We start from the raw sequence: 25,498 nt of genomic DNA, 5'->3' as shown, positions 1-25,498 counted from the left end.
GACCTAAACCTCCGCCCACATCCGGAAGAGATTGGCGCTGCTCTTCGCCAGCAGGTCGAATTCCGGTGTCTTTCCGGCCTGGGCGAAGAGGCCTCGCTTGGCGGTCTCCAGATCGAAGAGGAGCTCGCGCTTGGCACTGTCGCGCACAAAGCTCTGCGCCCAGCCCACCATTACCATGCGCTCGCCCCGCGTGACGGGAGCCACCCGGTGCAGACTCGTCGAATCATAGGCGACCAGATGGCCCGCCGGCAGCTTCACCTCCTCCTCCCCCGAGACGGATTCGATCACCAGTTCGCCGCCGTCATAGGAGGCCGGATCGGCCAGAAAGAGCGTGAAGGACACATCCGTGCGAATGCCGTTCATCAGCGGATTGTCCACGTGGGAGCCGTATTCCTTGCCTTGGCCGTAGCGAGCGAAGATCAGGGGCGTCAGAGCCTTCGGGCGAACAGCGAGGCTGAAGACCTCGTTTCCCATGACGGCCTTCGTCACCTTTTCCCGGATCAGGGTCAGGGCAGCACCCTCGCGCGCTTGTTCATTGTCCTTCACGAGCTTGGCGCTCCATCCCGCCGTCGCGCGGCCATCCTCGAAACGCATGGATCCAAGCATGGCACGAACCTCTTCCAGCTCGGCCGGGGACAGGATATCTGCAATGGTGATCAGCATGGATGAGGCACTTTCAGGCTTGCAAGGGCACCCCATATTCAGTAGCTAAGTCATTGTAAAGGCAAGTAGTTTTTAGAAGTTCTAAACTGTGCGCCGATGGCTTGGCCCATCGAAGGGGAACAGCATGAAGAGACGGAAGATCTGGGCGGGGCTGAGCACCGCGGTTCTGGTCGCGACACCGGCAGCATCACAGGCATCTTTTACGCCTACGCAGACACAGTCCCAGATTGAAGCCAAGGCGGACCAGCCCCTGATTCATCTCGCCCAGCATCAGGGCCACGGAGCTGCGGCTCCGGCAGCAACCTCGGGCGGAGAAGGTGACGAGGGCGGGGCCGGCGCCGCGCAGCTTCCCCCGGCGCTGCACCTCTATCGCGGCATCGAGATGATCCGCGGTCATCTCCTGGTCGGCGGAGAGTTGATCGATGCCGGCCGCTGGGCCGATGCGCTGCCGCACTTCCTGCACCCGGAGGAAGAGATCTACGCCAGCATTCGCGACGATCTGAAGACCTTCAGCATCGCGCCCTTCCAGGTCGCCCTGAAGTCGCTCTCCCAGACCGTGAAGGCCAAGAACAAGGAAGCCTACGCCCGCGCCCGCGCGGCCCTCGACGAGCGTCTGTCTGCCGCCGAGACCGCCGTGAAGGCCAAGGAGGAGAACGGCACCTACTTCACGCTTGAGACCGCTCTCGAGGTGCTGCAGCAGGCGGCCGACGAATATGCGGAAGCTGTTGAGAAGGGCCGCATCGCCAATGTGGTCGAGTACCAGGATGCGCGCGGCTTCGTAATGGAAGTGGACCGCCTCGTCGGAACGGTCATGCCGGCCGCTTCCGCCAAGAACGCCGACGCCGCCAAGGCCGTGCAGGCAAGCCTCAACGATCTCAAGGCTGTCTTCCCGGCCGTGACGCCGCCCAAGCAGGCCGTCAAGGATTCCGGCGAATTTCTGAGCACCATCGCGAAGTTCGAGCTGCAGCTCGGGAACCTGCGCTAACGCTCATGACGCGCGAAGGCCTCGCCAAAGCCGGCCGGGTGCTTGCGGGCCTCGTGCTCGCAAGCCTGGTCGGCGGTGCGGCCGACAAGCCCGCTCCGCTCGATGCCGAGCACTGGCGCAAGGTTTTCGCGCGTCCCGATCATACGCCCACGCCGCCGAACAATCCGGCCACGACGGAGAAAGTGGCGCTCGGCGCAAAACTGTTCGACGACACACGCCTGTCGGGCGATGGCATGACTGCCTGTTCGACTTGCCATCAGGCTGATCTCTCCTTCTCCGACGGCGTCGACCGGCATGTAGGCCATGACGGGCAGCCTCTCGACCGCCGCACGCCACCCCTGTGGAACTTGGCCTGGGGCCTGTCCTTCTTCTGGGACGGCCGGGCCTCGAGCCTGGAAACCCAGGCCATGGTGCCGATCGAGAATGTGCGGGAAATGGCGGGCGATCTGCAAACGTCCCTGCGCGAACTTTCGTCCGATCCGCAGATGCGCAGGGCGTTTGCGGCCGCTTTTCCAGACGATCCTGCCGTCTCGCGAGACAATCTGGCGAAGGCCCTGGCGGCGTTCCAGCGAACGCTCGTTTCGCCCGAGACCCGATTCGACCAATGGGTGAAGGGTGACGACAAGGCCTTGGAGCCGGATGAACTTGCGGGCTTCTCGCTCTTTGTCGGCAAGGGCGGATGCGTCGCCTGCCACCAGGGCTGGCGCTTCACTGATGAAGCCTTCCACGACATCGGGCTGCCGAGCCCCGACAAGGGACGCGGACCCGTGCTCGGGGTGAGCGCGGCGAACCATGCCTTCAAAACGCCGAGCCTGCGCGAGCGGGTCTGGTCCGCGCCCTACATGCATGACGGCTCCCTCGCCACATTTGAGGATGTGGTCGACCACTACGCCGACCGCATCGTGAAGCGCCCCACCCTTTCGGCCGACCTGCCGCAGCGCATCGAACTCAGCGCCACGGAGCGCGGGCAACTCGTCGCCTTCCTCAATACACTGTCCAGCAACGATCCCCCGCGACCGGCAAGTCTTCCCGCCAAAGCCATGGTGGCGGGTGTTGGCGCAGAGGCGGTTGCAGCGTCCACCATCAGCCAGAAGGATCGGCGCTTCTCGCCGGGCGCCGTCGTGCTGAAGACGGGCGAGGCATTGCGCATTCTCAATGACGACACGCGGGTTCACAACGTGCGCGTCGACGGCCCCGGCACGAGCTTCAACTCGGATGCTCAGAACCCGGGCGATACCGTGACCATCGGCTTCGATCAGCCCGGCCATTACGATGTGATCTGCGGCATTCATCCTCAAATGCGGCTCAGCGTGGATGTGGCCCAAGTCTCCTCGTCTGGCAAAAAATAGACGCCTCGTTTCCGGCGACAGGGTCCCGGCAATTGCGCTAGAACAACGGCATGCCAATGCTCCGTGACGACGACACTCTCTTTGCGGCTCTCATCGCCCGCGATCCTTCCTACGAGGGGTTCGCCTATGTGGGCGTGAAGACCACCGGCATCTTCTGCCGCCTGACCTGCCCGGCCCGCAAGCCGAAGCGCACCAACGTCGTGTTCTTCGACTGCCGGGACACGGCCCAGGAGGCGGGCTTTCGCCCCTGCCTGCGCTGCAGGCCCCTCGACATCAAGCCGCCTGCGAGCGAGGCTCTCCATATCTTGAGAGATCGGATCAAGGCGGAGCCCGACAGGCGGTGGAGCGCGGGAGACCTGAAGGCGCTGGGCTACGATCCCTCGACCGTGCGTCGCGCCTTCCAGCGCAAATACGGCGTCACCTTCGCGCAATATGCACGCTCCCAGCGGCTGGGGCTTGCGGTCGGCACCCTGCAGCAGGGCGGCACGGTGATGGATGCCCAGCTCGACGCGGGCTATGAATCCGGCAGCGGCTTTCGCGAGGCCATCAGCAGGCTCATAGGCGATGCGCCGACCCGCATGACGGCGCACCAGATCCTCACGGCGCAATGGCTCGACACGCCTATCGGCGCGATGCTCGCCGTGGTGGACGATGCGGGCGTGCACCTGCTGGAATTCGCGGAACGCAAGGCGCTTCCCAACGAGATCAAGCGGCTGCACGAGCGGACCGGGCCGATCCGCTTCGGGAGCCACGCGATGCTCGACCTCCTCGCTTGTGAACTGGAGCGATACTTCTCAGGACAGCTGACCGCATTCACCGTACCGCTCGTTCAGAAAGGCACGGCTTTTGAGGCGAACGTCTGGAATGCTTTGCAGCACATCCCGGTCGGCCAGACACGCAGCTACGGCGCCCTCGCGGCTGCGATGGAATGCCCCAACGCGGTACGGGCGGTGGCACGAGCGAACGGCGCCAATCAGGTGGCCATCATCGTCCCCTGTCATCGTGTCATCGGCGCCGACGGATCCATGACTGGCTACGGCGGCAAGATCTGGCGCAAGCAATGGCTGCTCAATCACGAGCAGCGCATGGCACAATCACAATCGCAGCTTTGAGGTTACGGATGTCCGATCAAGTCACGAAGGCCCAAGCGTTCAAGGCGCTCCACGTTCCGGGCAATCCGATCATCCTGTTCAACGTCTGGGATGCCGGCACCGCGAAAGCCGTTGCGGCAAGCGGCGCGAAGGCGCTCGCGACCGGCAGCTGGTCGGTTGCGGCGGCGCATGGCTTCGACGACGGCGAGTTCATGCCCTTCGATCTCGCGCTGGCCAATCTGGAGCGCATCACGGCCGCCACCGATCTGCCGGTGACGATCGACCTGGAAAGCGGGTACGGCGCGACGCCCGATGGTGTCGGCATGACCGTCGCCCGTGCGGTGGAGGCCGGCGCCATCGGGTGCAACCTCGAGGACAGCGCGCGCGAGTCCGGACCTTTGCGCGCGGTCTCGGAACAGGCGGCGCGGCTCACAGGGGCCCGCCACGCAGCCGAGCGACTGGGCATTCCCGCATTCCTCAACGCGCGCACCGACGTGTTTCTCATCGCCCCGGCCGACTCCCATGAAGGCCTCGTTGCGGAGGCCATCGACCGCGGACGTGCCTATGCCGATGCGGGCGCGGACGGCTTCTTCGTCCCGGGCCTCGTGAACGAGGCCCTGATCGCCCGCGTCGTCGAAGCCTCGCCTCTGCCGGTCAACATCATGGCGAGCGCTTCGGCTCCCCCGGCTGCGCGCCTCGCAGAGCTCGGCGTCGCGCGCATCAGCCATGGGCCCGGACCGTACCGGATGATGATGAAGGCGCTTGAGAACGCTGCAAGAGAAGCCCTGCTCTGAGCACTCACTTCCAACATCGGTACACTCACAAGCCCTCATCCTGAGGAGGTCGCTCAAGCGACCTCCTCAGGATGAGGACAGAACGGAAAGATGCGCGAAGCGGCTTAAGCCCGCGCCTTCTCGATCTTCGGCAGGAAATAGGCGAGCAGCCCGATGGCCGGCAGGAACGAGCAGACCTTGTAGACGGTCTCGATGCTCGTCGCGTCGGCGAGCTGCCCCAGGGCTGCGGCCCCTAAGCCACCCATGCCGAAGGACAGGCCGAAGAACAGGCCGGCGATCGTGCCGACACGGCCGGGTACGAGCTCGGTCGCATAGACCAGGATGGCCGAGAACGCGGAGGCGAGCACGAGGCCGATGATGACGCTCAGCACCGCGGTCCAGAACAGGCCGGCATAGGGCAGCAGGAGCGTGAAGGGCAGCACACCGAGGATCGAGATCCAGATCACGTAGCGCCGGCCGATTCTGTCGCCGACCGGACCGCCGAGCAGCGTTCCGGCCGCCACGGCTCCGAGGAAGATGAACAGGTAGACCTGCGCATCCTGCACCGACACTTGGAACTTCGAGATCAGGTAGAAGGTGTAGTAGCTGGTGAGGCCGGCCATGTAGAAGTTCTTCGAGAAGACCAGCAGCATCAGGATCGTGATCGATAGGGCGATGCGCCGGCGCGACACGGGTGAGGTTTTCTGCGCCACCTTCGGCTTCGCCCTCAACTCCACCAGCCTGTCCCGGTACCAGCGTCCGACCGCGAACAGGATCAGCATCGCGAGCAGCGCCACGGCGGAGAACCAGGCAATGCTGCCCTGTCCAAATGGCACGACGATGAAGGCCGCGAGCAGCGGCCCCAGGGCCGTGCCCGCATTGCCGCCGACCTGGAACACCGACTGCGCCAGCCCATGGCGTCCACCCGAGGCCATGCGGGCGACTCGCGAGGATTCCGGATGGAAGACCGACGAGCCCATGCCCACCAGCGCCGCGCCGAGGAGCAGCATCGGATAGGAATGCGCCTGCGAGAGCGTCAGCAGGCCGATGAGGGTAAAGCCCATGCCGACCACGAGGGAAAAGGGCTGCGGCCTGCGGTCCGTGAACGTTCCGACGAGCGGCTGCAGCAGCGATGCACTCATCTGGAAAGTGAGCGTCAGCAGACCGATCTGGCCGAAGTCGAGACGGTAATTGTCCTTCAGGATCGGGTAGATCGCCGGAAGAAGCGACTGGATCAGGTCGTTCAGCATGTGCGACACGCTGATGGCGGCGAGGATGGGCACCGCGATCCTCTCCGCCGAAGTCTGGAGGGGGGCAGCGGGCATGACGGGTGATTTGGTGTCCATCGAGGGTTCTTTTGTTGTGGCATCAAGCCCGGAGCTTGCTTCCGGCGGCGTTTCCGCTCCTCCTATAGCCTAGAATGAGCTTTGGATCCCCTGCCCATCCTGCAATCCAGGGCTACGGCGCAGGCAGGGCAAAATTCCTCTTCCTGCTGGGCATCGGCGCCATCGAAACAGGGTTCCACAAGAGTCACAACTTTTTCCCATTTGGGCTCTAACGACAAGACCCAAGCAATAAGCCCGGCAACCGGGACAGTGACTTTTAAGAAGGGGTATTCATGTCTCAGGCCACGGCCTACGAGCAATTGATGCTCGAACTGGTAAACCGGGAACGCGCGAAGACCGGGGCACAGCCACTCGCCTTCAATGGCAACCTCAACGATTCGGCGGACCAGCACAGCAACTGGATGATTGCGACGGATGTCTTCAACCACACGGGATTGGGAGGCTCGTCTCCGCACCAGCGCATGATCAACGCGGGCTACAGCTTCACCGGATCCTGGACCTCGGGTGAGAACATCGCCTGGGCAAGCCTGCGGGGGCCGGCCGGCCTGCAGGACGAGGTGGAACTCCTGCACGCGAATCTGATGAAAAGCCCTGGCCACAAGGCCAATATCCTCAACGGCAGCTTCCAGGAAATCGGCATCGGCTTTCAGACAGGTGGCTATCAGACCTGGGATGCGGCCTTCGTCACGCAGAACTTCGCGCGTTCGGGAAGCAAGGTCTTCCTGACCGGCGTCACCATGGACGACAAGGACGGCGACCGGTTCTACGACATCGGCGAAGGGCTTGGCAGCCTCACGGTCACGGCGGTCAGCGCAACCGGAGCCAAGTACACCACCACGACGGGCAGCGCAGGCGGCTATAATCTGGCTTTGGACTCCGGCACCTACAAAGTCACGTTCTCAGGCGGCGGGTATTCCTCCGTCACCAAGCAGGTGAGTGTCGGGTCCTCGAACGTGAAGCTCGACTTGATCGATCCAGCCAGGGGCACGTCCGGCAACAACACCATCTATGGCACAGCCGCTGCTAACACGATCAAGGGGTTGGGCGGCAACGACACACTTTATGGACGTGCAGGTAACGACAAGCTCTATGGCGGAACTGGCCGCGATTTCCTTGCAGGCGAGAGCGGCAACGACCTTCTCTCCGGTGGCACGGGGGCCGATACGTTCCGCTTCACGGGCAAGTGGGGTGCAGACAAGATCACGGACTTCACCAACGGCGTGGACCGTATCGACCTGCGCGGCAATGACTTGAGCTTCCGCGAACTCAGCATCACACGAGGTAACGGCGATAGCGATGGCAAGGTGGACGACGTGATCGTCAAGGCCGACGGTCAGTCGATCGCGCTGCTCAACGTAAAGCTCTCGCTGATCGGCGCCTCCGACTTCCTGTTCTGAATGCACCTTTGCGGACAAAGAAAAGGCGGGCTTTGGGCCCGCCTTTTTGCTGATTACATGACGTGAGCCTTACTCGGCCGCGACGAGAACCGTCTCTCGGGCAGGCTCACGCGTCTCGATGGCCCCGTCATAGACGGCCTGATCCAGAACGCCCTCCTCCTTCGCCACGAGAACGGGCACAAGCACCTGGCCGGTGACGTTGGTCATGGTGCGCATCATGTCGACCACGCGGTCGATGGCGATGATGTAGCCGATGCCCTCGAGCGGCAGGCCGGCGGTGCTCAAGGTGAGCGTCAGCATCACGATCGAGGTGCCGGGCACGCCCGCCGTGCCGAGCGAGCCGAGCACCGCCGTGAGGCCGATGAGCACATACTGCGTGACCGTGAGATCGAGCCCAAAATACTGCGCGATGAAGATCGACGCGATGGCCGGATAGATCGCCCCGCAGCCGTCCATCTTCACATTGGCGCCGAGCGGCACCGCGAAGCTCGCATAGCTCTGCGGCACGCCGAGCTTCTCGACGGCAACACGCAGGGACATCGGCAGCGTGGCGAGGCTCGACGAGGTGGCGAAAGCCATCTGCATGGCAGGCGCTGCGCCGCGGAAGAAGCGCCCGGCCCTCAGACCGTGCAGCTTCAACAGGCCGCCATAGACCACGATGATGTGGAACAGGCAGGCGAGATACATGGCGGCGATGAACTTGCCCAGCGGCAGCAGCGACGACAGGCCGTAGCGTCCGACCACCCAGGCGATCAGCCCGAAGGTGCCGATGGGTGTGAGCTGCAGCACCCAGCGGGTGATGCGGAAGACGAGCGTCGCACCCTGATCGACGAGATTACGGATGCCCGCGGTCTTCTCGCCGAGCGACACGAGGGCAGCGCCGACGATGCCGGAAAAGAACAGCACCTGCAGCACGTTGGTGTCGGCCATGGCCTTGATGGGGTTCGTCGGCACGATGCCGATGAGCACCTCGAGCGGGGTCGGGATCGTGCGCGGCTTCACCTCGCCGAGCGGCAGGTTCGACAGGCCGATACCTGGATCGATCAGGTGGCCGAACGCGATGCCCACCAGCACGGCAATCGCCGAGGTGGCGACGAACCAGAACAGGGTGCGCAGGCCCAAGCGCGCCACGTTGCCGGCTTCCGCGAGCTTTGCCACGCTGGACGTGATGGTGAAGAACACGAGCGGGATCACGATCATCCGCACGAGGTTCAGGTAGATGTCGCCGAGCGGCTTGAACCAGACGGCCGCCTGCTCGCCGGCGAGGACGCCCGCGACAATGCCGAGGGCAAAGCCCACCGCGACCCGCTGCCAGAGCGGCCGGGTAAACCACGATTGCAACATGTGAATTGCCTTATATTTACGATAATGTGTGCAAATAATAGGCAGTCGAGCGGAGAGCAAATGTCGCAGGCGCAGGGCTGAGGCTGACCGAGCGCATGGATAGCTGCGCCTCACAATGGTGTGTGGCGGCGTTGAGCATGAGGAACGGGGTCCCATCTTGGGTTTTGTCCGACGGTAACGGGATATCCAAATTGACCATGCCCTGTTGTCTTCATCTCGGCTTCCGAAAGACTGGATTGTCGCTCTTGCTTCTGGTCGTAGGCAGCGTCGGTGCTGTAGCCCAGCCCGCCTCCCCTGCGCCGGTTACCCCTGACACCCGGCTGATCGAGGAGACCGTCGAACGCGCCAAAAGCCTGCCCAATCTCCGTTCGCTCATCGTCTCTCACAACGGAACCATTCTGACCAAGCAGGCGCTCGGCGGCGCGAGGCTGGATCGTCCGACGAACATCAAGTCAGCCTCCAAGACCATCATGTCGGCGCTGGTCGGCATCGCCATCGAGCGCGGAATCCTGCGAGGCGTGGACCAGCCGGTGGCGGCGATCCTCGACCAGAGCATCCCGTCGGACACCGATCCGCGCGTGAGGCAGATCACCATCGGGCATCTGCTTTCCATGCAGGCCGGACTGGAGCGCACCTCGGGGCGCAACTACGGGGCCTGGATCAGCAGCGGCAACTGGGTGCGCGACGCGCTCTCGCGGCCGTTCGTGGACGAGCCCGGCGGACGCATGCTCTATTCGACCGGCAGCACGCATCTTCTCTCCGCGGCGCTCACGCGCGCCTCCAAGCAAAGCACCCTGGAGCTGGCCCGCGACTGGCTCGGTGAGCCGCTGGAGATCGACGTCGCGCCCTGGACCCGCGATCCGCAGGGCATCTATCTCGGCGGCAACGAGATGGCGCTCTCGCCCCGCGCGCTTCACCGCTTCGGCGAGATGTATCGCCAGGGCGGCACCATCGACGGCAAGCGCGTGGTGCCGGAGAGCTGGATCAGGGAATCCTGGACGCCGCGCACCTCCTCGCCCTTCACCGGTGATCGTTACGGCTACGGCTGGTTCATGCGCGACATGCGCGGGCACACGGCCCATTACGCCTGGGGTTTCGGCGGGCAGATGCTCTACGTGATCCCGAGCCTCGGATTGACGGTCACCATGACGTCCGACCCGACGGAGCCCTCACGCGAGGACAATTATATCGGCCAGCTCCACGCGCTCGTCGCGGACGGCATCGTCCCGGCTCTTCTGCCGAAACAGGAAGACACGACCGGCAGCATCGGATCGGGCGAGCAGGCACCAAGCCCCTGATCAATCCAGCAGCAGCCTCAGCACGAACGGCAGAAGCAGCGCGGTCACCAGCGCGTTCAACCCCATGGCGATGCCCGCGAAGGTGCCGGCGAGCGAATTGACCTGAAAGGCGCGCGCGGTGCCGATGCCGTGCGAGGCCAAGCCCACCGCGAAGCCGCGCGCCCGCCAGTCCTTCATGCGCAACGCATTCATCAGGGGCGTCACCATGATCGAGCCGGCAACGCCGGTGAGCATGATGAGAATGGCGGTGAGCGCCGGATCGCCGCCCAGGGTTTCCGTGATGCCCATGCCCACCGGAGCAGTGACGGATTTCGGCGCGAGCGCGATGAGGATGGGATCGGGAATGCCGAAGAGCTGCGCGACAGAGACGGCCGACACGATGGCCGTCACCGAGCCCACCACCAGCGCCGCCACCATCGGCACGATGGAGCGCAGCACGATGCGGCGGTTCTCGTAGAGCGGAATGGCGAGCGCAACGGTCGCGGGACCGAGCAGGAAGTGTACGAACTTCGCTCCATCGAAATAGACCGGGTAGGACGTGCCCGTGCCCCACAGCACGAGCGCGACGGCCACGACAGACATCAGCACAGGATTGCACAAGGGGTGTCGCTTGAAAGCGAGCGAAATGCGGTCCGCGATCACATAGGCGCCAAGCGTCACGACAAGCCAGAGCAGCGGCGTCTGCGAAAGATAGACCCAGAGGGAGAAGGCTTGGTCAGTCATGGGTCTGGCCCTCCTCGGCCTCCATGGAGGAACCGCTGAGGCGCGACACCACCACGAAGGTGACGACCGTCACGACGAGCGTCACGAAGGTCGAGACCACGAGTGCGATCCCAAGACCCACGCCATACTCCGCCACCACATCGAGCCGCTGCACCACGCCGACGCTCGCCGGAATGAACAGCAGCGAGAGATGGGCGAGCAAACCTTTGCCCGTGGAGTCGAGCGACCGGCCGAACTCCGGCACACTCTTCCGAAAGCGTCCGCGCAGGCTCAGGACCACGAGGAGGAACAGCATGCCGAGCACCGGCCCCGGCAGCGGCCAGCCAAACCCGCGGGCGACCACCTCGCCCAGGAGCTGACAGAGAAGGATCAGGGTCAGGCTGACAATCATGAAGAACCTCGTGCGCTCAGACGCCAGTCACAGGTAGAACGGTACAGGGCCGCTGCAAAGCGTAGCCTTTAGGCATTCGGCCGAGTGTCGTTGTGACCGCGAGCTTGGCCGTGCTAGGACCAACCCTGACCGCCCTTATGTCGAAAGCCGATGAACGACGTCTCTCTCCTGCTCCGTCTCGCCGTCGCCCTGGCCATCGGGCTCCTCATCGGCCTCGAGCGCGGCTGGCAACGACGTGACGAGGCTGAAGGCGAGCGCACTGCCGGCTTGCGAACCTATACGCTGGTCGCCCTGCTTGGCGCCCTCTCGGCGGTTCTGTCGAACGCCACCCATGCGATGTTTCTGGCCCTGTCGTTCCTGGGCTTCTCCATCGCCTTCAGCGCGTTCTCGTGGCTCGAGGCCAAGGCGGAGCGGGACTTCAGCGTCACAGGGGTCGTCGCGGGGCTTATCACCTTCGCGCTGGGCGCCTATGCGGTTCTCGGCGACCTTCAGATCGCGATCGCAGCCGGTGTCGTCGTTACCCTCATCCTGGCGTTGAAGCGGCCACTGCACGAATGGCTGCGTCGCCTGACCTGGCTGGAGATCCGCTCGGCGCTCATCCTGCTCGCCATGACGTTCCTGGCACTGCCGCTGCTGCCGAATCGGACCATCGACCCCTGGGATGCGGTCAACCCAGCGGAGATCTGGCTGCTCGCCATCATCATCGCGGCGATTTCATTCGCAGGCTATGTCGCGATCAGGGCCATGGGCAGTCAGGCCGGGGTCGCCATGGCGGCGCTCGCCGGAGGACTGGCCTCCTCGACGGCCACCACCGTGACCCTGGCCCGCATGGCGCGCGAGCATCCGACTGCGAGCCCCGTGCTCGCCGGCGGCATCCTTCTGTCCGGGGTCGTGATGCTGGCCCGCGTGGTTGTGGTGGCGAGCGCCCTCAACAGGGATCTCCTGCTCCCGCTCGCATGGCCTCTGGGTGCGGCAGGGCTCGTGCTGGCAGGTGTGGCGGGCCTGCTCCTGCTCAGGTTCGGCAAGGCAAGCGAGGAGCATCCCAACCTGACCATGAAGAGCCCCTTCGACCTCGGAACGGCCCTGAAGCTCGCCGGGCTCATCGCCATCATCAGCCTCCTGGCGAAGGTGATCACCGCCTCTGTGGGCGGTGCCGGCCTGATCATGCTCGCCGCCCTCTCCGGGCTGGCGGACGTGGACGCCATTACCCTGTCCTTCGCGCGCCTGTCGAAGGACGGGCTCGCCATCGCAACGGCGGCGCTGGGCATCGGCCTTGCGGTAGCGGTCAATACGGCCGTGAAGGCCACCATGACCTTCAGCCTGGGGACAGCAAAGGCGGGTTGGATCGTCTCGGGGGCGAGTGCAGCGGCCATCGCGACAGGCGGCGCGGCCTTGGTGCTGTTCGGCTAAGACGAGAAAGGCGGGCCGAAGCCCGCCTTTTCAATTCGTTTAGTTGTCCAGGAAGCTTCTGAGCTTCCGGCTCCGCGACGGATGCTTCAGCTTGCGCAGCGCCTTCGCCTCGATCTGGCGGATACGCTCGCGGGTCACCGAGAACTGCTGGCCGACCTCCTCGAGGGTGTGGTCGGTGTTCATGCCGATGCCGAAGCGCATGCGCAGCACGCGCTCCTCGCGCGGCGTGAGCGACGCGAGCACGCGCGTCGTGGTCTCGCGCAGGTTCGACTGGATCGCCGCGTCGATGGGCAGGATCGCGTTCTTGTCCTCAATGAAGTCGCCGAGGTGCGAATCCTCCTCGTCGCCGATCGGCGTCTCGAGGGAGATCGGCTCCTTGGCGATCTTGAGGACCTTGCGCACCTTCTCCAGCGGCATGGCGAGCTTCTCGGCCAGTTCCTCCGGGGTCGGCTCGCGGCCGATCTCGTGCAGCATCTGGCGCGAGGTGCGGACGATCTTGTTGATCGTCTCGATCATGTGCACCGGAATGCGGATCGTGCGGGCCTGATCCGCGATGGAACGCGTGATCGCCTGCCGGATCCACCAGGTGGCGTAGGTCGAGAACTTGTAGCCGCGCCGGTACTCGAACTTGTCGACCGCCTTCATGAGGCCGATATTGCCTTCCTGGATCAGGTCCAGGAACTGCAGGCCGCGGTTCGTGTACTTCTTGGCGATGGAGATCACGAGGCGCAGGTTCGCCTCGATCATTTCCTTCTTGGCCTGACGGGCCTCGCGCTCGCCCTTCTGCACCATCATGACGATGCGGCGGAATTCCTGGATCTCCAGGCCGGTCTCGCTCGCCAGATTGTGGATGTTCTCGCGCAGGTCGTGGATGCCGTCCTTCGCCTTGGCGACGAAGTCCTTCCAGCCCTTGCCGCCGAGCTTGGAGACGCGCAGCACCCATTTCGGGTCGAGCTCCCAGCCCTGGTAATGCTTGAGGAACTCCTCGCGGGCGACGCCGTGGCTCTCGGCCAGACGCATCAGGCGGCCCTCATGGGAGATGAGGCGCTTGTTGATGTCGTAGAGCTGCTCGACCAGGGCCTCGATACGGTTGTTGTTCAGCGACAGCGACTTCACCGACGCGACGATATCCGACTTGAGCTCCTTGTACTTGCGCTCCTGGGCAGGCGTCAGCTGCTTGTTCTGCATGCGCTGTTCCACATGCTCGACCTGCAGGCGGCGCAGCTTCTTGTAGTTGTCGGCGATGGAGTCGAAGGTCTCGAGAACGCGCGGCTTCAGCTCGGCCTCCATGGCCGAGAGCGACACGTTGTTCTCCATGTCGTCGTCGTCGAGATCGCCCTCGGGCGGGGTCATCCCCTCCTCGGTCTCAGGCGTTTCTTCCTCCGCCTCGCCCTCGCTCAGGCCATCCACCTTGGGCGCGCCCTTGCCGTCGGGGCCCGCATAGGTGGCCTCGAGGTCGATGATGTCGCGCAGGAGCACCCGGCCTTCGACGAGCTCGTCGCGCCAGATGATGATGGCCTGGAAGGTCAGCGGGCTCTCGCAGAGGCCTGCGATCATGGCCTCGCGGCCGGCCTCGATGCGCTTGGCGATCGCGATTTCACCCTCGCGCGACAGAAGCTCCACCGAGCCCATCTCGCGCAGGTACATGCGCACCGGATCGTCCGTGCGGTCGGTCGGCTCCTTGGCCGTGGTCTCGCGGACGGCAACGGCCCGGGTCTGGGATGCCTCGACGAGATCGCCGCCCTCGGCTTCCTCTTCCTCGGCCTCGGGCTTCTCGCCCTCGTCCGCTTCTTCAGACTCGACGACGTTGATGCCCATCTCGGAGAGCTGGCCGAGCACGTCCTCGATCTGCTCCGAGTTGAATTCCTCGGGAGGCAGGACCTCGTTCAGCTCGTCATAAGTCACATACCCGCGCTTCTTCGCGAGCTTGATCATCCGCTTGACGGCGGCATCGCTCAGGTCGAGCAGAGGCCCATCGGTCTGCTGCTCGGTGGTCGTGGTATCGCCTTCGTCGCCGCCGGTTGTCTTCGTTGCCATGCTTTGCTCAACTCCAGCGCCCCGCCTGTCCCCCCTACAGGACCTGCGCTGCGCGAAAGGGCGGCCAGCCTTGAAGGCTCCGCCACCCGAAATTCATTCCCGATTATAAACAGTGAGTCGCTGACTAACCGTTAACCATCTCCTGCTCAAACTGTGGCAGCCGCCCGACCTGCCGCACTTTTGAAATCCAGACCATCAGTGACCCCCGGGGATCCCTGCATCATCCATGTCGGCCTCGGCACCCTCGACGGAAGACAGCTGGTTCTGGACCTCCCGCAGCCAGGCGAGATTGGCCTCATTGTCCTCTTCGGCGAGTGCGCGCTCGGCTGCTCGAAGTTCGCTATGTAACGTGCGGGCGCGGCGATGCAAGGTGATGGCTTGCCTCAATGCGTCCTCAAGACGCAAGGGATCCGCGTGAGGATCCAGCATCCACCGATCGCCAGGACGGACCAGAGCCGTCAGCCTGTCGGCCTCGGCCGTCAGGCCGGCCCGCTCGAGGCGGGCCCTCATGACCGTCAGGTCGGCAGGTTCGCCGCTCGCCGCTCCATCGAGCAGGAGACTTCGTACCATTTGGGTGGAGCGGCGCTCAAGTTCAAGATCTGCAAGGGTTTCCGCATGATTTTGAAGGAGTTCCGGGTGAACCAGGAAGGTGCAGAGGATCATCGCCTCCCGGGGCGACTCGGCCGTTCCGCCGGCAAAGAGCGCACTCCGGGCGAGCATCGGAGAAACGCTCAGGCGCGAGCTCGGCGTCGTCGGCTGCGGCTTCTGAAAGTCTCGACGCGGACCCCCGCCCTGGCGGTTGAAGCGGTTCGGCCGGGTGTCGGGGCTCAAGGCCGCGAGGCGGCTTTCCAAGTCCTCCCGGTAGTATTTCTTCAGGGTCTCGTCGCGAATCAGGCCAAGTGATTCGCGCAGGCGCCGTTCCAGGGCCGCCCGCCGCTCAGGCGTATCGAGGGGGCCGGCCTCGAACTCCCGGGTCCAGAGCACGTCCACCAGGGGTCGGGCTGCGGAGAGCACCCGCTCCACGGCCACAGGCCCTCCGCCGCGAGCGAGGTCGTCCGGATCCTGCCCCTCGGGCAGCATGGCAAAGCGCAGGGATTTGCCCGGCATCAGGTTCGGCAGCGCCACATCGAGAGCCCGGTAGGCCGCCCGCTGGCCGGCCTTGTCGCCGTCGAAGCAGAGGATCGGCTCCTCGGCGAGGCGCCAGAGCAGCGTGAGCTGGTCCTCCGTGAGCGCCGTGCCGAGCGGCGCCACCGCATGGGGGAACCCTGCGACGCTGAGCGAGATCACGTCCACATAGCCTTCCACCGCGATCACGGTGCCCCGGTCATGGGCCGGCTGGCGGGCGAGATGGTAGTTGTAGAGGAGCCGCCCCTTGTTGAAGAGCGGCGTGTCGGGGGAGTTCAGGTACTTGGCCGGCACGTCGGCGCTCATGGCCCGCCCCCCGAAGGCGATCACCCGGCCGCGCAGGTCGCAGATCGGGAACATCACCCGGTCGCGGAAGCGATCATAAGGAACCTTCACATCCTCGCCGGCGATCAGGAGTCCGGCCTCCACCATCATGTCGATGGGCACGCCCTTGCCGGCGAGGTGGTCCCGCAGGGCAAACCGCTCGGGCGGCGCATAGCCGATGCGGAACCGCGCCTGCGTGTCCCGGCTCAAGGTGCGGCCAGCCAGATAGTCGCGTGCCTTGGCCCCGACCCTGTCCTGCAATGAGGTCTCGAAGAACGACGCCGCCAGCTCCATGACGTCGTAGAGGCTCTTGCGCTTGACCTCCTCCTGCCGGTCCTCCTGGGACAGCTTGGGCAGGGGCACCCCCGCTTCGCCCGCCAGCCGCTCGACGGCCTCGGGAAACGACAGCCCCTCGGTCTCCATCAGGAAAGTGAAGATGTCCCCGTGCTTGCCGGAGGAGAAGCAATGGTAGAACTGCTTCTGGTCGTTCACGTAGAAGCTCGGCGTCTTCTCCGCATTGAAAGGCGACAACCCCTTCCACTCCCGGCCCGCTTTTTTAAGACGCACGCGCTTGCCCACGACGGCGGAAACCGGCAGCCGGGCGCGGATCTCTTCGAGAATTTGGGGCGGGTAGCGCAAGAGGCGTCAGTCTCCAAACATGTTGCATAACCTAGGGCGGCGGGCGGGGAGCGAAAAACGGAACGGTCAAGCTTTTCTGTGCCCATAATCCACAGGGTGGCCTTTTCGACCCGAAGCCAATCCCCTTTCAGAGCCTTGGAAGGCGTCTTCCCAAGGGTCATCCGACCGCTTAGTCTCGTGATTCGGCTGCCGTGCGGGAGCCGGGTTCTGTAGACCTCGCGTAGCTTGTTTCAAGATTATTAACGGCCGAGTGCCAGCATTTCAGTATTGCGAATATCATTACGAAATAATTTTTGGAGCTAGGGGCGATGCCCGCTGTTACGACAATTGGTTCGATTGGCGATGCTTACATCGATGGACTGCTTGGAAACCTGAAATGGGCCGCCACTGACTTCACCTACAGCTTCCCGACGAATGCCTCTCTCTACGGCATATCTTATGGTGAAGGGGAGACCGCCAGCTTCGGGGCTCTGAACGCCCTTCAGCAGGCGACCGCCCGCACGGCCCTGTCGGCGATGGCCTCGGTGGCGAACCTCACCTTCGCCGAAATCACCGAGACGGCAACCACCCATGCGAACCTGAGGTTCGGCCTGTCGGACGTGCCCGGAACGGCCTGGGCCTACTACCCCAGCACCGCAGCTGAAGGCGGCGATTCCTGGTTCAACAAATCGAGCGGCGCCTACAGCAAACCCGTGAAGGGCAACTACGCCTTCCTGACCTTCATCCACGAGATCGGGCATGCCCTCGGGCTGGAGCATCCGCACGAGTCCGGCCTGCCGGCCGACCGTGACTCCATGGAGTACACGGTCATGAGCTATCGCTCTTACATCGGCGCCTCGACGACAGGTGGCTACGGCAACGAAACCTGGGGCTATGCCCAATCGCTGATGATGCTCGACATCGCGGCCCTGCAGCATCTCTACGGCGCCAACTACAACACCAACAGCGGCAGCACGGTCTATACCTGGAGCGCCACCACCGGCGAGATGTTCATCGACGGCGCCGGCCAGGGAGCCCCCGGGGGCAACAGGATCCTGCTCACGGTCTGGGACGGCGGCGGCAACGACAGCTACAATTTCTCGAATTACGGCACGAACCTGAAGGTCGACCTTCGGCCGGGAGGCTGGACCACCACGGCCACGGGCCAGCTCGCCAAACTGCGCTACGACGGCTCGCGGTTGGCTGCCGGCAACATCGCCAACGCCCTGCTCCATCAGGGCGACACGCGCTCGCTCATCGAGAATGCGATCGGCGGAACGGGCGCGGATGTGATTGTCGGCAACCAAGCTGCGAATACGCTCAAGGGCAATGCCGGAAACGACAGGCTCACCGGCGCCGAGGGCAACGACACGCTGGATGGGAGTGCCGGGAACGACACGGTGATCTACAGCGGGAAGCGGTCGCAATACGCCCTTCTTTGGAAGGCCGATGGATCCGTTCAGATCACCGACTTGCGCTCCGGTGCGCCCGATGGCCTGGATAGTGCCTCGAGTATCGAGCTGTTCCAGTTCGCCGACAGATTGTACGACGTTGCTGAGCTCGGAACAGGTTCCTCTTCCGAGACGATCAGCACAACAGGCCTCACAGGCTTCGAGCCCGTCACCCAGGAGCCCGCAGTCAACACCCCGGTGGTCGTTTCTCCCACTCCGGCAGAGCCCAGGCCTGCTGATCTCACGGTGCCGGGCACCGACGGCAAGGACACGCTTTATGGCGGCGCGGGCAGCGATAAGCTCTACGGCAGGGGCGGCGGCGACACCCTGCTCGGCGGGGCAGGCGGGGACTATCTCAGCGGCGGCAGCGGGATCGACCATGCAAGCTATGCCAGTGCCTCGACAGGAGTGGTCGCTAGCCTGACCTCGCCATCGGCGAACCGGGGCGACGCTGCCGGCGATGCCTACGCGAGCATTGAGGGCCTCATCGGCAGCGCCCACACCGACAAGCTCATCGGCAACAGCGGCCACAACACGATCAAAGGCGGCGCAGGCGATGACAGGCTTTACGGCCAGAGCGGCAACGATATCCTTTATGGCGGCGCAGGGAAGGATATCCTGGTCGGCGGCCCCGGCAAGGACGTGCTGTACGGCGGCGGCAATGCAGATAGGTTCGTGTTCACGGCCGTAAGTCATTCCCGCGGCTCGCATATCGACACGATCAGAGACTTCGTACGCGGCAGCGATCGCATCGACCTGCGCGGCATCGATGCGAACAGCAAGGTCGATGGCAATCAGGCCTTCACCTTCATCGGCAAATCCGCCTTCAGCGGGAAGGCCGGGCAGCTTCAGTTCGTAAGCGGCACGCTCTCAGGTGATGTGAACGGCGATCAGGTTGCCGATTTCCAGGTCAAAGTGGCGGGGCTCTCTACAATGAGCAAGGGCGACTTCCATCTCTAGGCTGGACGGGTCGAAATGAGCGAGTGGATTGATTTCGATCGGTGGCAGGAATGCCCGCGGCTCGCGCGGCCCGGCTACGTCTTTGAGGTCACGAATGCCGAAGGACAAAGCCTGTTCACCGCGTGCGAGGTCCCTCTGCGGCCGCCCTCCAGCTGGACATCCGCACCCGTGCGGTTTCGGCTCGTGGAGGCTCCCAAGCCACGGCATTCAACGCCGATCCCCAAGCCGCGCTCCTGAGCCATTGAAGATTTAAGCCATGCTCTCCGGCAGCGGAGCCTTGATCGTGCAGACGACGCCCGTGGGAACGTAGGCCAGGCTCACCTCGCCTGCGAGTTCCTGCGCTAGGCTGCGCTCGATCAGCCGCGTGCCGAAACCCTTGCGCTGAGGAAACGCAACGGCAGGGCCTCCCCGCTCCTGCCAGCACAGGATCAGCTGTCTCGGGTTGCCGGGCATGACGGACCACGAGATCGACACCTGCCCTTCCGCCGCCGACAAAGCCCCATACTTCGCCGCATTGGTCGCAAGCTCGTGAACGGCCATGGACAGGGCGAGCGCCATGCTCGGCGTCAGCCGGACACGAGGTCCATCGATGTCGCAGCGCCCGCTGGATCGGCGGCAATAGGGTTCGATCACCTCGCCGATGATCTCGCGAAGCTCGGCTCCCTCCCAGTTGTCGCGGGTGAGAACGTCATGCGCGCGGGCCAGGGCGAAAAGGCGTTCCTGGAAAGCCGTGAAGTTCGGCCCGCCGGCTGCTCCTGTTTCGCGGAAACTCTGCGCCGCCAGCGATTGCACGGTGGCAAGCGTGTTCTTCACCCGGTGGTTCAACTCGTTGATCAGCAGGCGCTGACGCTCCTCCCACAGCTTGCGTTCGGTGATGTCGAAGGCAACACCGGTTGCTTTGACGAAAACGGCCCCTCCCTCTCCGGGGGTGACTTCCAGGTCGGCCCTGAGAAGCAGCCAGTGACGGGAGCCGTCCAACCAGATCACCTCAAGCTCTTCCTCGGCATAGCGCTCACCCCGTCCGATCGCCGCGACCGCGGCGGCCCGGAGCCGGTCCTGAGACCCGGGCGCGTAACGGGCTCTGATCTCCTCGATGCTGGGCGTCTCATCGTCGGAAAAGCCAAGAAGACGGTTGAGTTCGGGAGAGATCGTCACGGAGTTGGTGCGCGTGTCGCTCTCCCACACGGCCATCCGGCCGGCATCGAGCGCCAGCCGCAGGCGGGACTCGCTCTGGCGCAGGGCGGCCTCGGCCTCGCGACGGGCCGTGAGGTCGAGGCTGACGGATGCGATCGATTGCGGCCGCCCTGCTTCGTCATGGATCAGGGTCACGGTATTGCTGACCCAGATCTCCGAACCGTCCGGTCGAATGTAGCGCTTTTCGATTTCGAACGGCTCGCCGGCCTCGACGGCCTTCTGGAAGAGGACGAGGTTTCCGGGCAGGTCATCGGGATGGGTGATGTCCTGCATGCGCCGCATATTCACGAGTTCCTCGCGGGAATAGCCGGTAATGTCGCAGAAGCGGTCGTTCACCCGAAGAAAGCGTCCCGTCAGGTCGGATTCCGCGAACCCGGCGGCGGATTGGTCGAAGATCGCGGCGAAGTGCGCCTCGCTCACGCGCAGCGCCGCCTCGCGCCGTTTGCGCTCCGTCAAGTCGCGGGCCAGCCCGATGCGGACCTTCTCGCCCTTCCATGTGGCCACGCGTCCCACGAACTCGGCCGGGAAGACGGAGCCGTCCTTGCGGATGGCCTCGATTTCGTAGGGCTCTTCGCTGTTAAGGGCTCTTTTCTCCTGAAGGAGGGCTGCGCTTCTGGGCGTCACGCAGGCCGCACTGGGCAACCCGATCACCTCGGCGACATCGGCGTAGCCGAAGATGCGGGCATAGGCCGGGTTGCAGTCGAGAATGACTTCGCCATTGTGGATGACCACGCCTTCCCGCGTCTCTTCCGAAAAGAGCCGGTACCGCGCCTCGCTCTCGCTGAAGGCTGTTTCGGTCTCGACCTGCCGGGTGACATCGAAGCCTTGGGCGAAGATGCCGGTTACCCGCCCCTGTTCGTCCAAGACCGGCTGGTACACGAAATCCATGTACCGGGTTTCCGCCGAAGCGTTCGCGTGCCGCCGGAAAGCGACGGGCATGCGTCGTCCGATGCACGGTTCCCCGGTCGCGTACACGTTATCGAGGAGCGCCACGGTGCCCTGCTCGTCCAGCTCCGGGAGCACATCGCGCACCCGCTGGCCGACAACCTCGCGCCGGCCGACGAGATCGAGATAAGCCGTGTTGGCGAACTCGAAAACGTGATCGGGCCCGCTGACGATGGCGATTATCCCCGGAGCCTGCTGAAAAAAGAGACGCAGACGGTCCGTCGGAGCATCTCCCGGAGAATGCATGAAAGGGTCCGGCTGACCGTGCATCAACGTCTCCTGAATGGCCATTCCGGCATCGCTTCGCTCCGGTAACGGTACCAGGTCGGTTGAAGGGTCAGGCACGCTGCGATGATGGGCTGCGAAGGCATGGGAAAGGTCAGGAGGGTCTCGAATCTGCCTAGCAGCAAAGCCGAATCTTGAACATCAGACGATGGTGCGGGTCGCTGCGGCGCTTCGCCCCGATTTCGGGAGCTCTACAGGTTTAGGATGGGCAGGACCTTCGCGCTGCCATGCGCCTGGAGATCAAGATCATAGGCCAGAACCTCTTCGTCCGTGAGTTCGCGCAGGGTTTCGGCGGAGGCCTGCGGCCCCGCTGCCAGTGCGGCCACCAACTCGGCATCGCGCTCGTCCCGGGCGACGACCACCAGAGGGGCCGTCTTGGGCTCCTGGCCATCCGGCTGCGGCACCGTGACGGTTACACCAAATCCCTTGTTCATTCGCGCATTCTCCTGCAGATGGGTCTCAGCGCATCGTGCGGAGCCAGCGGGCCGCGCCAGCGAAAAGTGGCTCCGGTTTTCCGGTCCACACGATGCGCTCTTGATCGAAGCATCGGATTTATCCCAAAAGTGGGTTCCACTTTTGGGTCCGATGCTCTGACTCACCATCCAAATTCTGACATCAACCTCCCCGATAGACGGCCGATCCCCAAGGTGGGTTCCAGGCGAGCATCACTCAGCTTCAGGGAGAGCCGGCCCATGACGATCCGTTTCAACGAGAGGAAAACTCCCGAAATGCCTATGACACTCCGCCTTCCTGGGGCTGTGATCGCCGCCCTGCTGGCGCTCAGCCCCCTGCCGGGCTTCGCGCAGACCTCAGGACAGGCCCCGAAGCCGAAGCAGCCCGCTCCGAAAGAACAGCCTGCCCCCAAGGCGCAGCCCGCTCCGACAGCCCAGCCTCCTGCCGCCGCTCCCGTGGTGGTCCCACTCAAGGCATCGCCGTCGCAGCCGGAATGGACGAAGGTCTGCGCCAAGGATGAGCGTGCAAATGCCGAGATCTGTTACACCACACGCGATTTCGTGACCGAGAAGGGGCAGCGCATCGTTGCCGTGGCCCTCTATGATGTGAAGGCCAAGACGGTGCAGAAGACCATCCGCATCCTTATGCCGCTCGGCATGCTCGTGCCGCCGGGCATCCGGATCATGGCCGAGAAAAGCCAGCCTGTGGCCGGACGCTACTCGATGTGCGTTCCGCATGGGTGCTTCGCCGAAGCAGTGGTGAAGGATGAGCTCGTCAGCGCCCTCAAGAAGGGCACGACCCTGAACATCAGCACCCGGAACCAGGCCGGCAGGGAAGTGACCTTCACCGTGCCGACGGAGGGTTTCGGCAAGGCCTTCGATGGGCCGCCGGTCGATCCGCAGGTCCTGGCCGAGCAGCAGAAGAAGATTCAGGAGGAGTTCCAGAAGCAGGCGGAAGAGCAGCGCAGCCGCCGGATGGGCAATTTCGGCAACCCCGGTCAGGCCCCCGAGGCCAGCGCCGGAGCCCCCGAGGTCAAGCCGTAACGGCTTCGCCGCCGCTCATTTCCTCTACATCATCCCCGGGCACGTCCCGGGGATTTCTGTCTCTGCTGTCCATCTCTCCAGCCTCATCCTGAGGAGCAGCGAAGCTGCGTCTCGAAGGATCGTCCAGCACCCTCTGGAGCCTCCTTCGAGACGGTCGCCTAGGCGACCTCCTCAGGATGTGGGCTACGGGTGTGAGGCTACGTCTTGTTCTCACTTTGTTCTTGACTTTGGTCCTAAGCTGGGCTATATCATGGTTCATCCTCGTCCACAGAGGGGCGCGCTCGCGAGGCGTCGCAGATGCGGGACGAGGCGCGGTCCCGCCGCAGGTCTCGCACGCCTGTGATCGCGGGTGGCCGATCCTGGCGCAGATCCAGGTCCGCTGAAACAAACCGCGCGTGACGAGCAGGTCCGGCTCTTCACTTCTCACCACACCCATCGAGCCGGGCTGCCCAGCACGCCTCCCTCGATCTCACCTGACGGCTCGCAGCCCACCCGCTGCGGGCCCGAAGGCGCTGGCTGTTTGAAACGTCGAACGAACCGCGATGTCCACGCCTGGGACACATGGACCCGGCCTATTCCCGCGCCCACTCCGTCGCGAGAACGATATGGGTCGTGGCGGTGGCCACGCCGCGCACGGAGGCGACGATGTCCCGGATACGGTTGAGCGTGGCGTTGGAATCGCAGGCCACGTTGACCATCAGGTCGATGGAGCCCGTCAGGGAGTGGCAGGCGACGACCTCCGGAATGCCCGCGAGGTGGGGCACCACCTGCTTGCAGCGGAAACCCGGCTCGAAGGCGACTGCGATCATGGCCCTGACGGCGGGATCCTGAGCCGAGGCCAGCTCCACCGTATAGGCCCTGATGACGCCCTCCCGCTCCAGGCGACGCATCCGCTCCTGGGTGGCGCTGCGCGACAGGCCTACGCTGCGGGCAAGACCGACGAGGCTCTCGCGGGCATTCTTCCGCAGGGCCGCGATCAGGATCTTGTCTTTCTCGTCCAGCACCATGCCCCGAAACCGTCCTGTGACCCACTTTGGCCGACACTTAGCCGGTCAGCCGGTCATCTTGTCTAGTGAATCCGGCACTTGAACGCGCGAAGACATGAGGGACAAGGAGATGCCCCATGACCTTCGCCCAGACCATTCTTCTGCCCGTCGACATGCAGCAGGCCTTCGACAGCCCCTCCTGGCCCGGCCGTTGGAACGACGCCGTCGACCGCAACGGCCAGGCCATTCTGAGCGCGTGGCGGGCTCGGAGCCTGCCGATCATCCATGTGAAGCACGACTCGGTCGAGCCGGGCTCGACCCTGGCCCCGGATCAGGGCGGCAATGCGTTCCGTCCGGGCTTCGAGCCGCGTGCGGGCGAGCCTGTCGTTGCAAAGAGCGTCAATTCCGCCTTCATCGGCACCGATCTCGACCTTCGCCTGAAGCGGCTCGGCATCCGCAGGGTCGTGGTGTTCGGCATCACCACCGACATGTGCGTGTCGACCACCGTGCGCACTGGAGCCAATCTCGGCTACGAGATGATCCTCGTGGAGGATGCCTGCGACTGCTTCGACCTGCCCGACGGGCAAGGCGGCACGATCCCGGCGAGGGTGAGCCATCAGGTCCACGTGGCGACGCTCGGCTTCGAGTTCGCCAGGGTGGTCGCGACGGCGGAGATGCTGGCTGCGCTGGCAGAGGCCAGCGCAGCCGCTGCCTGAATTAGCCCTTCGGCAGCATGTCCTTCACGAGGCCGCTCGCCTTGGCGAAGTCCATGCGGCCGGCATACTTGGCGCGCAGGGCGCCGACGACCTTGCCCATGTCCTTCATGGAGGCGGCACCGGTCTCGGCGATGGCGGCCTCGATGGCCGCCTTCGTCTCGGCCTCGTCCATCTGCTGCGGCAGGTAGGAGGAGATGACCGTGACCTCGTCCTTCTCCTGCTGGGCGAGCTCCGTGCGGCCGCCCTGCTCGTACATGGTGATCGATTCCTGGCGCTGCTTCACCATCTTCTGCAGGAGGGCCAGGATCTCCTCGTCGGACAGAGGCTCCTTGCCGTTGCCCCTCGCCTCGATGTCCTTGTCCTTGAGGGCGGCCTGGATCAACCGGATGGCACCGAGCTTGCCCTTTTCCCCGGCCTTCATGGCCTCCTTCATGTCGGCGGTGAAACGTTCGCGCAGCATGGATATCTCCTTGGTTTTCGGCCGCTTGAGCGTTGACGGACGGCGAACGGCCCCTTAAGTCACGCAGGACAGTTCAAGGGCGGCCCGGATGCGGCCCGCTCAAGCACGGCCCGTTGGCCCCGGACTTACAA

21 protein-coding genes are annotated in these 25,498 nt (G+C 64.4%); 10 read left to right on the top strand and 11 right to left on the bottom strand.

Going from position 1 to position 25,498, the window contains the following annotated elements:
* Positions 1–3: 3 nt before the first annotated feature.
* The gene (locus FHR70_RS05005) at positions 4–663 is read right to left on the bottom strand and encodes a Fe2+-dependent dioxygenase (protein ID WP_183447684.1); all 660 of its coding nucleotides are present in this window, start codon (positions 661–663) and stop codon (positions 4–6) included.
* Positions 664–787: 124 nt separating this feature from the next.
* On the opposite strand from FHR70_RS05005, the gene FHR70_RS05000 reads away from it, so the two are divergent.
* From FHR70_RS05000 to FHR70_RS04985, 4 genes are read left to right on the top strand one after another with little or no spacing between them, the layout of a single operon-like run.
* The gene (locus FHR70_RS05000; RefSeq protein WP_183447681.1) at positions 788–1,648 is read left to right on the top strand and encodes a hypothetical protein; all 861 of its coding nucleotides are present in this window, start codon (positions 788–790) and stop codon (positions 1,646–1,648) included.
* A 5-nt stretch (positions 1,649–1,653) separates the two neighbouring features.
* A complete protein-coding gene (locus FHR70_RS04995) occupies positions 1,654–2,997 on the top strand; it encodes a cytochrome c peroxidase (protein ID WP_183447679.1) in 1,344 nt (447 codons plus the stop codon).
* 56 nt (positions 2,998–3,053) lie between these two features.
* Positions 3,054–4,109: a bifunctional transcriptional activator/DNA repair enzyme AdaA gene (locus tag FHR70_RS04990; protein WP_183448514.1), complete on the top strand. Its 1,056-nt coding sequence runs from the start codon at positions 3,054–3,056 to the stop codon at positions 4,107–4,109.
* An 8-nt stretch (positions 4,110–4,117) separates the two neighbouring features.
* Complete coding sequence (locus FHR70_RS04985; protein WP_183447677.1) at positions 4,118–4,882, top strand: isocitrate lyase/PEP mutase family protein; 765 nt, start codon at positions 4,118–4,120, stop codon at positions 4,880–4,882.
* A 104-nt stretch (positions 4,883–4,986) separates the two neighbouring features.
* Here the strand turns inward: FHR70_RS04985 and FHR70_RS04980 are convergent, their stop codons facing one another.
* A complete protein-coding gene (locus tag FHR70_RS04980) occupies positions 4,987–6,186 on the bottom strand; it encodes an MFS transporter (protein ID WP_246407879.1) in 1,200 nt (399 codons plus the stop codon).
* Between the two features lie 293 nt (positions 6,187–6,479).
* Between FHR70_RS04980 and FHR70_RS04975 the strand changes: the two genes are divergently transcribed.
* A complete protein-coding gene (locus FHR70_RS04975; RefSeq protein WP_183447674.1) occupies positions 6,480–7,604 on the top strand; it encodes a CAP domain-containing protein in 1,125 nt (374 codons plus the stop codon).
* Positions 7,605–7,673: 69 nt separating this feature from the next.
* Here the strand turns inward: FHR70_RS04975 and FHR70_RS04970 are convergent, their stop codons facing one another.
* The gene (locus FHR70_RS04970; protein WP_183447672.1) at positions 7,674–8,948 is read right to left on the bottom strand and encodes a dicarboxylate/amino acid:cation symporter; all 1,275 of its coding nucleotides are present in this window, start codon (positions 8,946–8,948) and stop codon (positions 7,674–7,676) included.
* 245 nt (positions 8,949–9,193) lie between these two features.
* On the opposite strand from FHR70_RS04970, the gene FHR70_RS04965 reads away from it, so the two are divergent.
* A complete protein-coding gene (locus FHR70_RS04965) occupies positions 9,194–10,246 on the top strand; it encodes a serine hydrolase domain-containing protein (protein ID WP_246407796.1) in 1,053 nt (350 codons plus the stop codon).
* Here FHR70_RS04965 and FHR70_RS04960 read toward each other — a convergent pair whose 3' ends face one another.
* On the bottom strand, positions 10,247–10,969 hold the full coding sequence (locus FHR70_RS04960) for an LrgB family protein (RefSeq protein ID WP_183447669.1): 723 nt from the start codon (positions 10,967–10,969) through the stop codon (positions 10,247–10,249).
* Positions 10,962–11,360, bottom strand: a complete 399-nt coding sequence (locus FHR70_RS04955; protein ID WP_183447667.1) for a CidA/LrgA family protein — start codon at positions 11,358–11,360, stop codon at positions 10,962–10,964. Before FHR70_RS04955 ends, FHR70_RS04960 begins: the two co-directional genes overlap by 8 nt.
* Positions 11,361–11,510: 150 nt before the next feature.
* Between FHR70_RS04955 and FHR70_RS04950 the strand changes: the two genes are divergently transcribed.
* The gene (locus FHR70_RS04950) at positions 11,511–12,770 is read left to right on the top strand and encodes an MgtC/SapB family protein (RefSeq protein WP_183447665.1); all 1,260 of its coding nucleotides are present in this window, start codon (positions 11,511–11,513) and stop codon (positions 12,768–12,770) included.
* A 39-nt stretch (positions 12,771–12,809) separates the two neighbouring features.
* Here the strand turns inward: FHR70_RS04950 and rpoD are convergent, their stop codons facing one another.
* Both rpoD and dnaG read right to left on the bottom strand, forming a co-directional pair.
* Complete coding sequence (gene rpoD / locus FHR70_RS04945) at positions 12,810–14,807, bottom strand: RNA polymerase sigma factor RpoD (RefSeq protein WP_183447663.1); 1,998 nt, start codon at positions 14,805–14,807, stop codon at positions 12,810–12,812.
* Positions 14,808–15,002: 195 nt separating this feature from the next.
* Positions 15,003–16,895 (bottom strand): DNA primase, encoded by a 1,893-nt coding sequence (dnaG, locus tag FHR70_RS04940; protein ID WP_183447661.1) that lies wholly within the window; start codon positions 16,893–16,895, stop codon positions 15,003–15,005.
* A 308-nt stretch (positions 16,896–17,203) separates the two neighbouring features.
* Here dnaG and FHR70_RS24275 point away from each other — a divergent pair, with 308 nt between their 5' ends.
* Positions 17,204–19,285: a M10 family metallopeptidase C-terminal domain-containing protein gene (locus FHR70_RS24275; protein ID WP_183447659.1), complete on the top strand. Its 2,082-nt coding sequence runs from the start codon at positions 17,204–17,206 to the stop codon at positions 19,283–19,285.
* Between the two features lie 249 nt (positions 19,286–19,534).
* On the opposite strand, the gene FHR70_RS04930 is transcribed toward FHR70_RS24275, so the two are convergent.
* On the bottom strand, positions 19,535–21,694 hold the full coding sequence (locus tag FHR70_RS04930; protein ID WP_183447657.1) for a PAS domain-containing sensor histidine kinase: 2,160 nt from the start codon (positions 21,692–21,694) through the stop codon (positions 19,535–19,537).
* Between the two features lie 206 nt (positions 21,695–21,900).
* On the bottom strand, positions 21,901–22,143 hold the full coding sequence (locus FHR70_RS04925) for a hypothetical protein (RefSeq protein WP_183447655.1): 243 nt from the start codon (positions 22,141–22,143) through the stop codon (positions 21,901–21,903).
* Between the two features lie 294 nt (positions 22,144–22,437).
* On the opposite strand from FHR70_RS04925, the gene FHR70_RS04920 reads away from it, so the two are divergent.
* Positions 22,438–23,205, top strand: coding sequence for an invasion associated locus B family protein (locus FHR70_RS04920; protein ID WP_183447653.1), 768 nt, complete (start codon positions 22,438–22,440; stop codon positions 23,203–23,205).
* Positions 23,206–23,777: 572 nt separating this feature from the next.
* Here FHR70_RS04920 and FHR70_RS04915 read toward each other — a convergent pair.
* Positions 23,778–24,212, bottom strand: coding sequence for an Lrp/AsnC family transcriptional regulator (locus tag FHR70_RS04915; RefSeq protein ID WP_183447651.1), 435 nt, complete (start codon positions 24,210–24,212; stop codon positions 23,778–23,780).
* Positions 24,213–24,328: 116 nt separating this feature from the next.
* Here FHR70_RS04915 and FHR70_RS04910 point away from each other — a divergent pair, with 116 nt between their 5' ends.
* Entirely contained in the window at positions 24,329–24,907 is a 579-nt protein-coding gene (locus FHR70_RS04910; RefSeq protein ID WP_183447649.1) for a cysteine hydrolase family protein, read from the top strand.
* A 1-nt stretch (position 24,908) separates the two neighbouring features.
* Here FHR70_RS04910 and FHR70_RS04905 read toward each other — a convergent pair whose 3' ends face one another.
* Complete coding sequence (locus FHR70_RS04905; RefSeq protein ID WP_183447647.1) at positions 24,909–25,367, bottom strand: GatB/YqeY domain-containing protein; 459 nt, start codon at positions 25,365–25,367, stop codon at positions 24,909–24,911.
* Between the last annotated feature and the right edge of the window lie 131 nt (positions 25,368–25,498).

The organism is Microvirga lupini (assembly GCF_014191055.1).
Classification (GTDB): domain Bacteria; phylum Pseudomonadota; class Alphaproteobacteria; order Rhizobiales; family Beijerinckiaceae; genus Microvirga; species Microvirga lupini_A.
The sequence above is the reverse complement of the archived record's forward strand: the minus strand, read 5'-3'. Positions and strand labels throughout refer to the sequence as shown.

Bases quoted from the DNA above. Each gene is read 5' to 3' on its own strand.
- FHR70_RS05005 (WP_183447684.1), bottom strand. From the start codon at position 663: ATGCTGATCACCATTGCAGATATCCTGTCCCCGGCCGAGCTGGAAGAG.
- FHR70_RS05000 (WP_183447681.1), top strand. From the start codon at position 788: ATGAAGAGACGGAAGATCTGGGCGGGGCTGAGCACCGCGGTTCTGGTC.
- FHR70_RS04995 (WP_183447679.1), top strand. From the start codon at position 1,654: ATGACGCGCGAAGGCCTCGCCAAAGCCGGCCGGGTGCTTGCGGGCCTC.
- FHR70_RS04990 (WP_183448514.1), top strand. From the start codon at position 3,054: ATGCTCCGTGACGACGACACTCTCTTTGCGGCTCTCATCGCCCGCGAT.
- FHR70_RS04985 (WP_183447677.1), top strand. From the start codon at position 4,118: ATGTCCGATCAAGTCACGAAGGCCCAAGCGTTCAAGGCGCTCCACGTT.
- FHR70_RS04980 (WP_246407879.1), bottom strand. From the start codon at position 6,186: ATGCCCGCTGCCCCCCTCCAGACTTCGGCGGAGAGGATCGCGGTGCCC.
- FHR70_RS04975 (WP_183447674.1), top strand. From the start codon at position 6,480: ATGTCTCAGGCCACGGCCTACGAGCAATTGATGCTCGAACTGGTAAAC.
- FHR70_RS04970 (WP_183447672.1), bottom strand. From the start codon at position 8,948: ATGTTGCAATCGTGGTTTACCCGGCCGCTCTGGCAGCGGGTCGCGGTG.
- FHR70_RS04960 (WP_183447669.1), bottom strand. From the start codon at position 10,969: ATGACTGACCAAGCCTTCTCCCTCTGGGTCTATCTTTCGCAGACGCCG.
- FHR70_RS04955 (WP_183447667.1), bottom strand. From the start codon at position 11,360: ATGATTGTCAGCCTGACCCTGATCCTTCTCTGTCAGCTCCTGGGCGAG.
- FHR70_RS04950 (WP_183447665.1), top strand. From the start codon at position 11,511: ATGAACGACGTCTCTCTCCTGCTCCGTCTCGCCGTCGCCCTGGCCATC.
- rpoD (WP_183447663.1), bottom strand. From the start codon at position 14,807: ATGGCAACGAAGACAACCGGCGGCGACGAAGGCGATACCACGACCACC.
- FHR70_RS24275 (WP_183447659.1), top strand. From the start codon at position 17,204: ATGCCCGCTGTTACGACAATTGGTTCGATTGGCGATGCTTACATCGAT.
- FHR70_RS04930 (WP_183447657.1), bottom strand. From the start codon at position 21,694: ATGCACGGTCAGCCGGACCCTTTCATGCATTCTCCGGGAGATGCTCCG.
- FHR70_RS04925 (WP_183447655.1), bottom strand. From the start codon at position 22,143: ATGAACAAGGGATTTGGTGTAACCGTCACGGTGCCGCAGCCGGATGGC.
- FHR70_RS04920 (WP_183447653.1), top strand. From the start codon at position 22,438: ATGCCTATGACACTCCGCCTTCCTGGGGCTGTGATCGCCGCCCTGCTG.
- FHR70_RS04915 (WP_183447651.1), bottom strand. From the start codon at position 24,212: ATGGTGCTGGACGAGAAAGACAAGATCCTGATCGCGGCCCTGCGGAAG.
- FHR70_RS04910 (WP_183447649.1), top strand. From the start codon at position 24,329: ATGACCTTCGCCCAGACCATTCTTCTGCCCGTCGACATGCAGCAGGCC.
- FHR70_RS04905 (WP_183447647.1), bottom strand. From the start codon at position 25,367: ATGCTGCGCGAACGTTTCACCGCCGACATGAAGGAGGCCATGAAGGCC.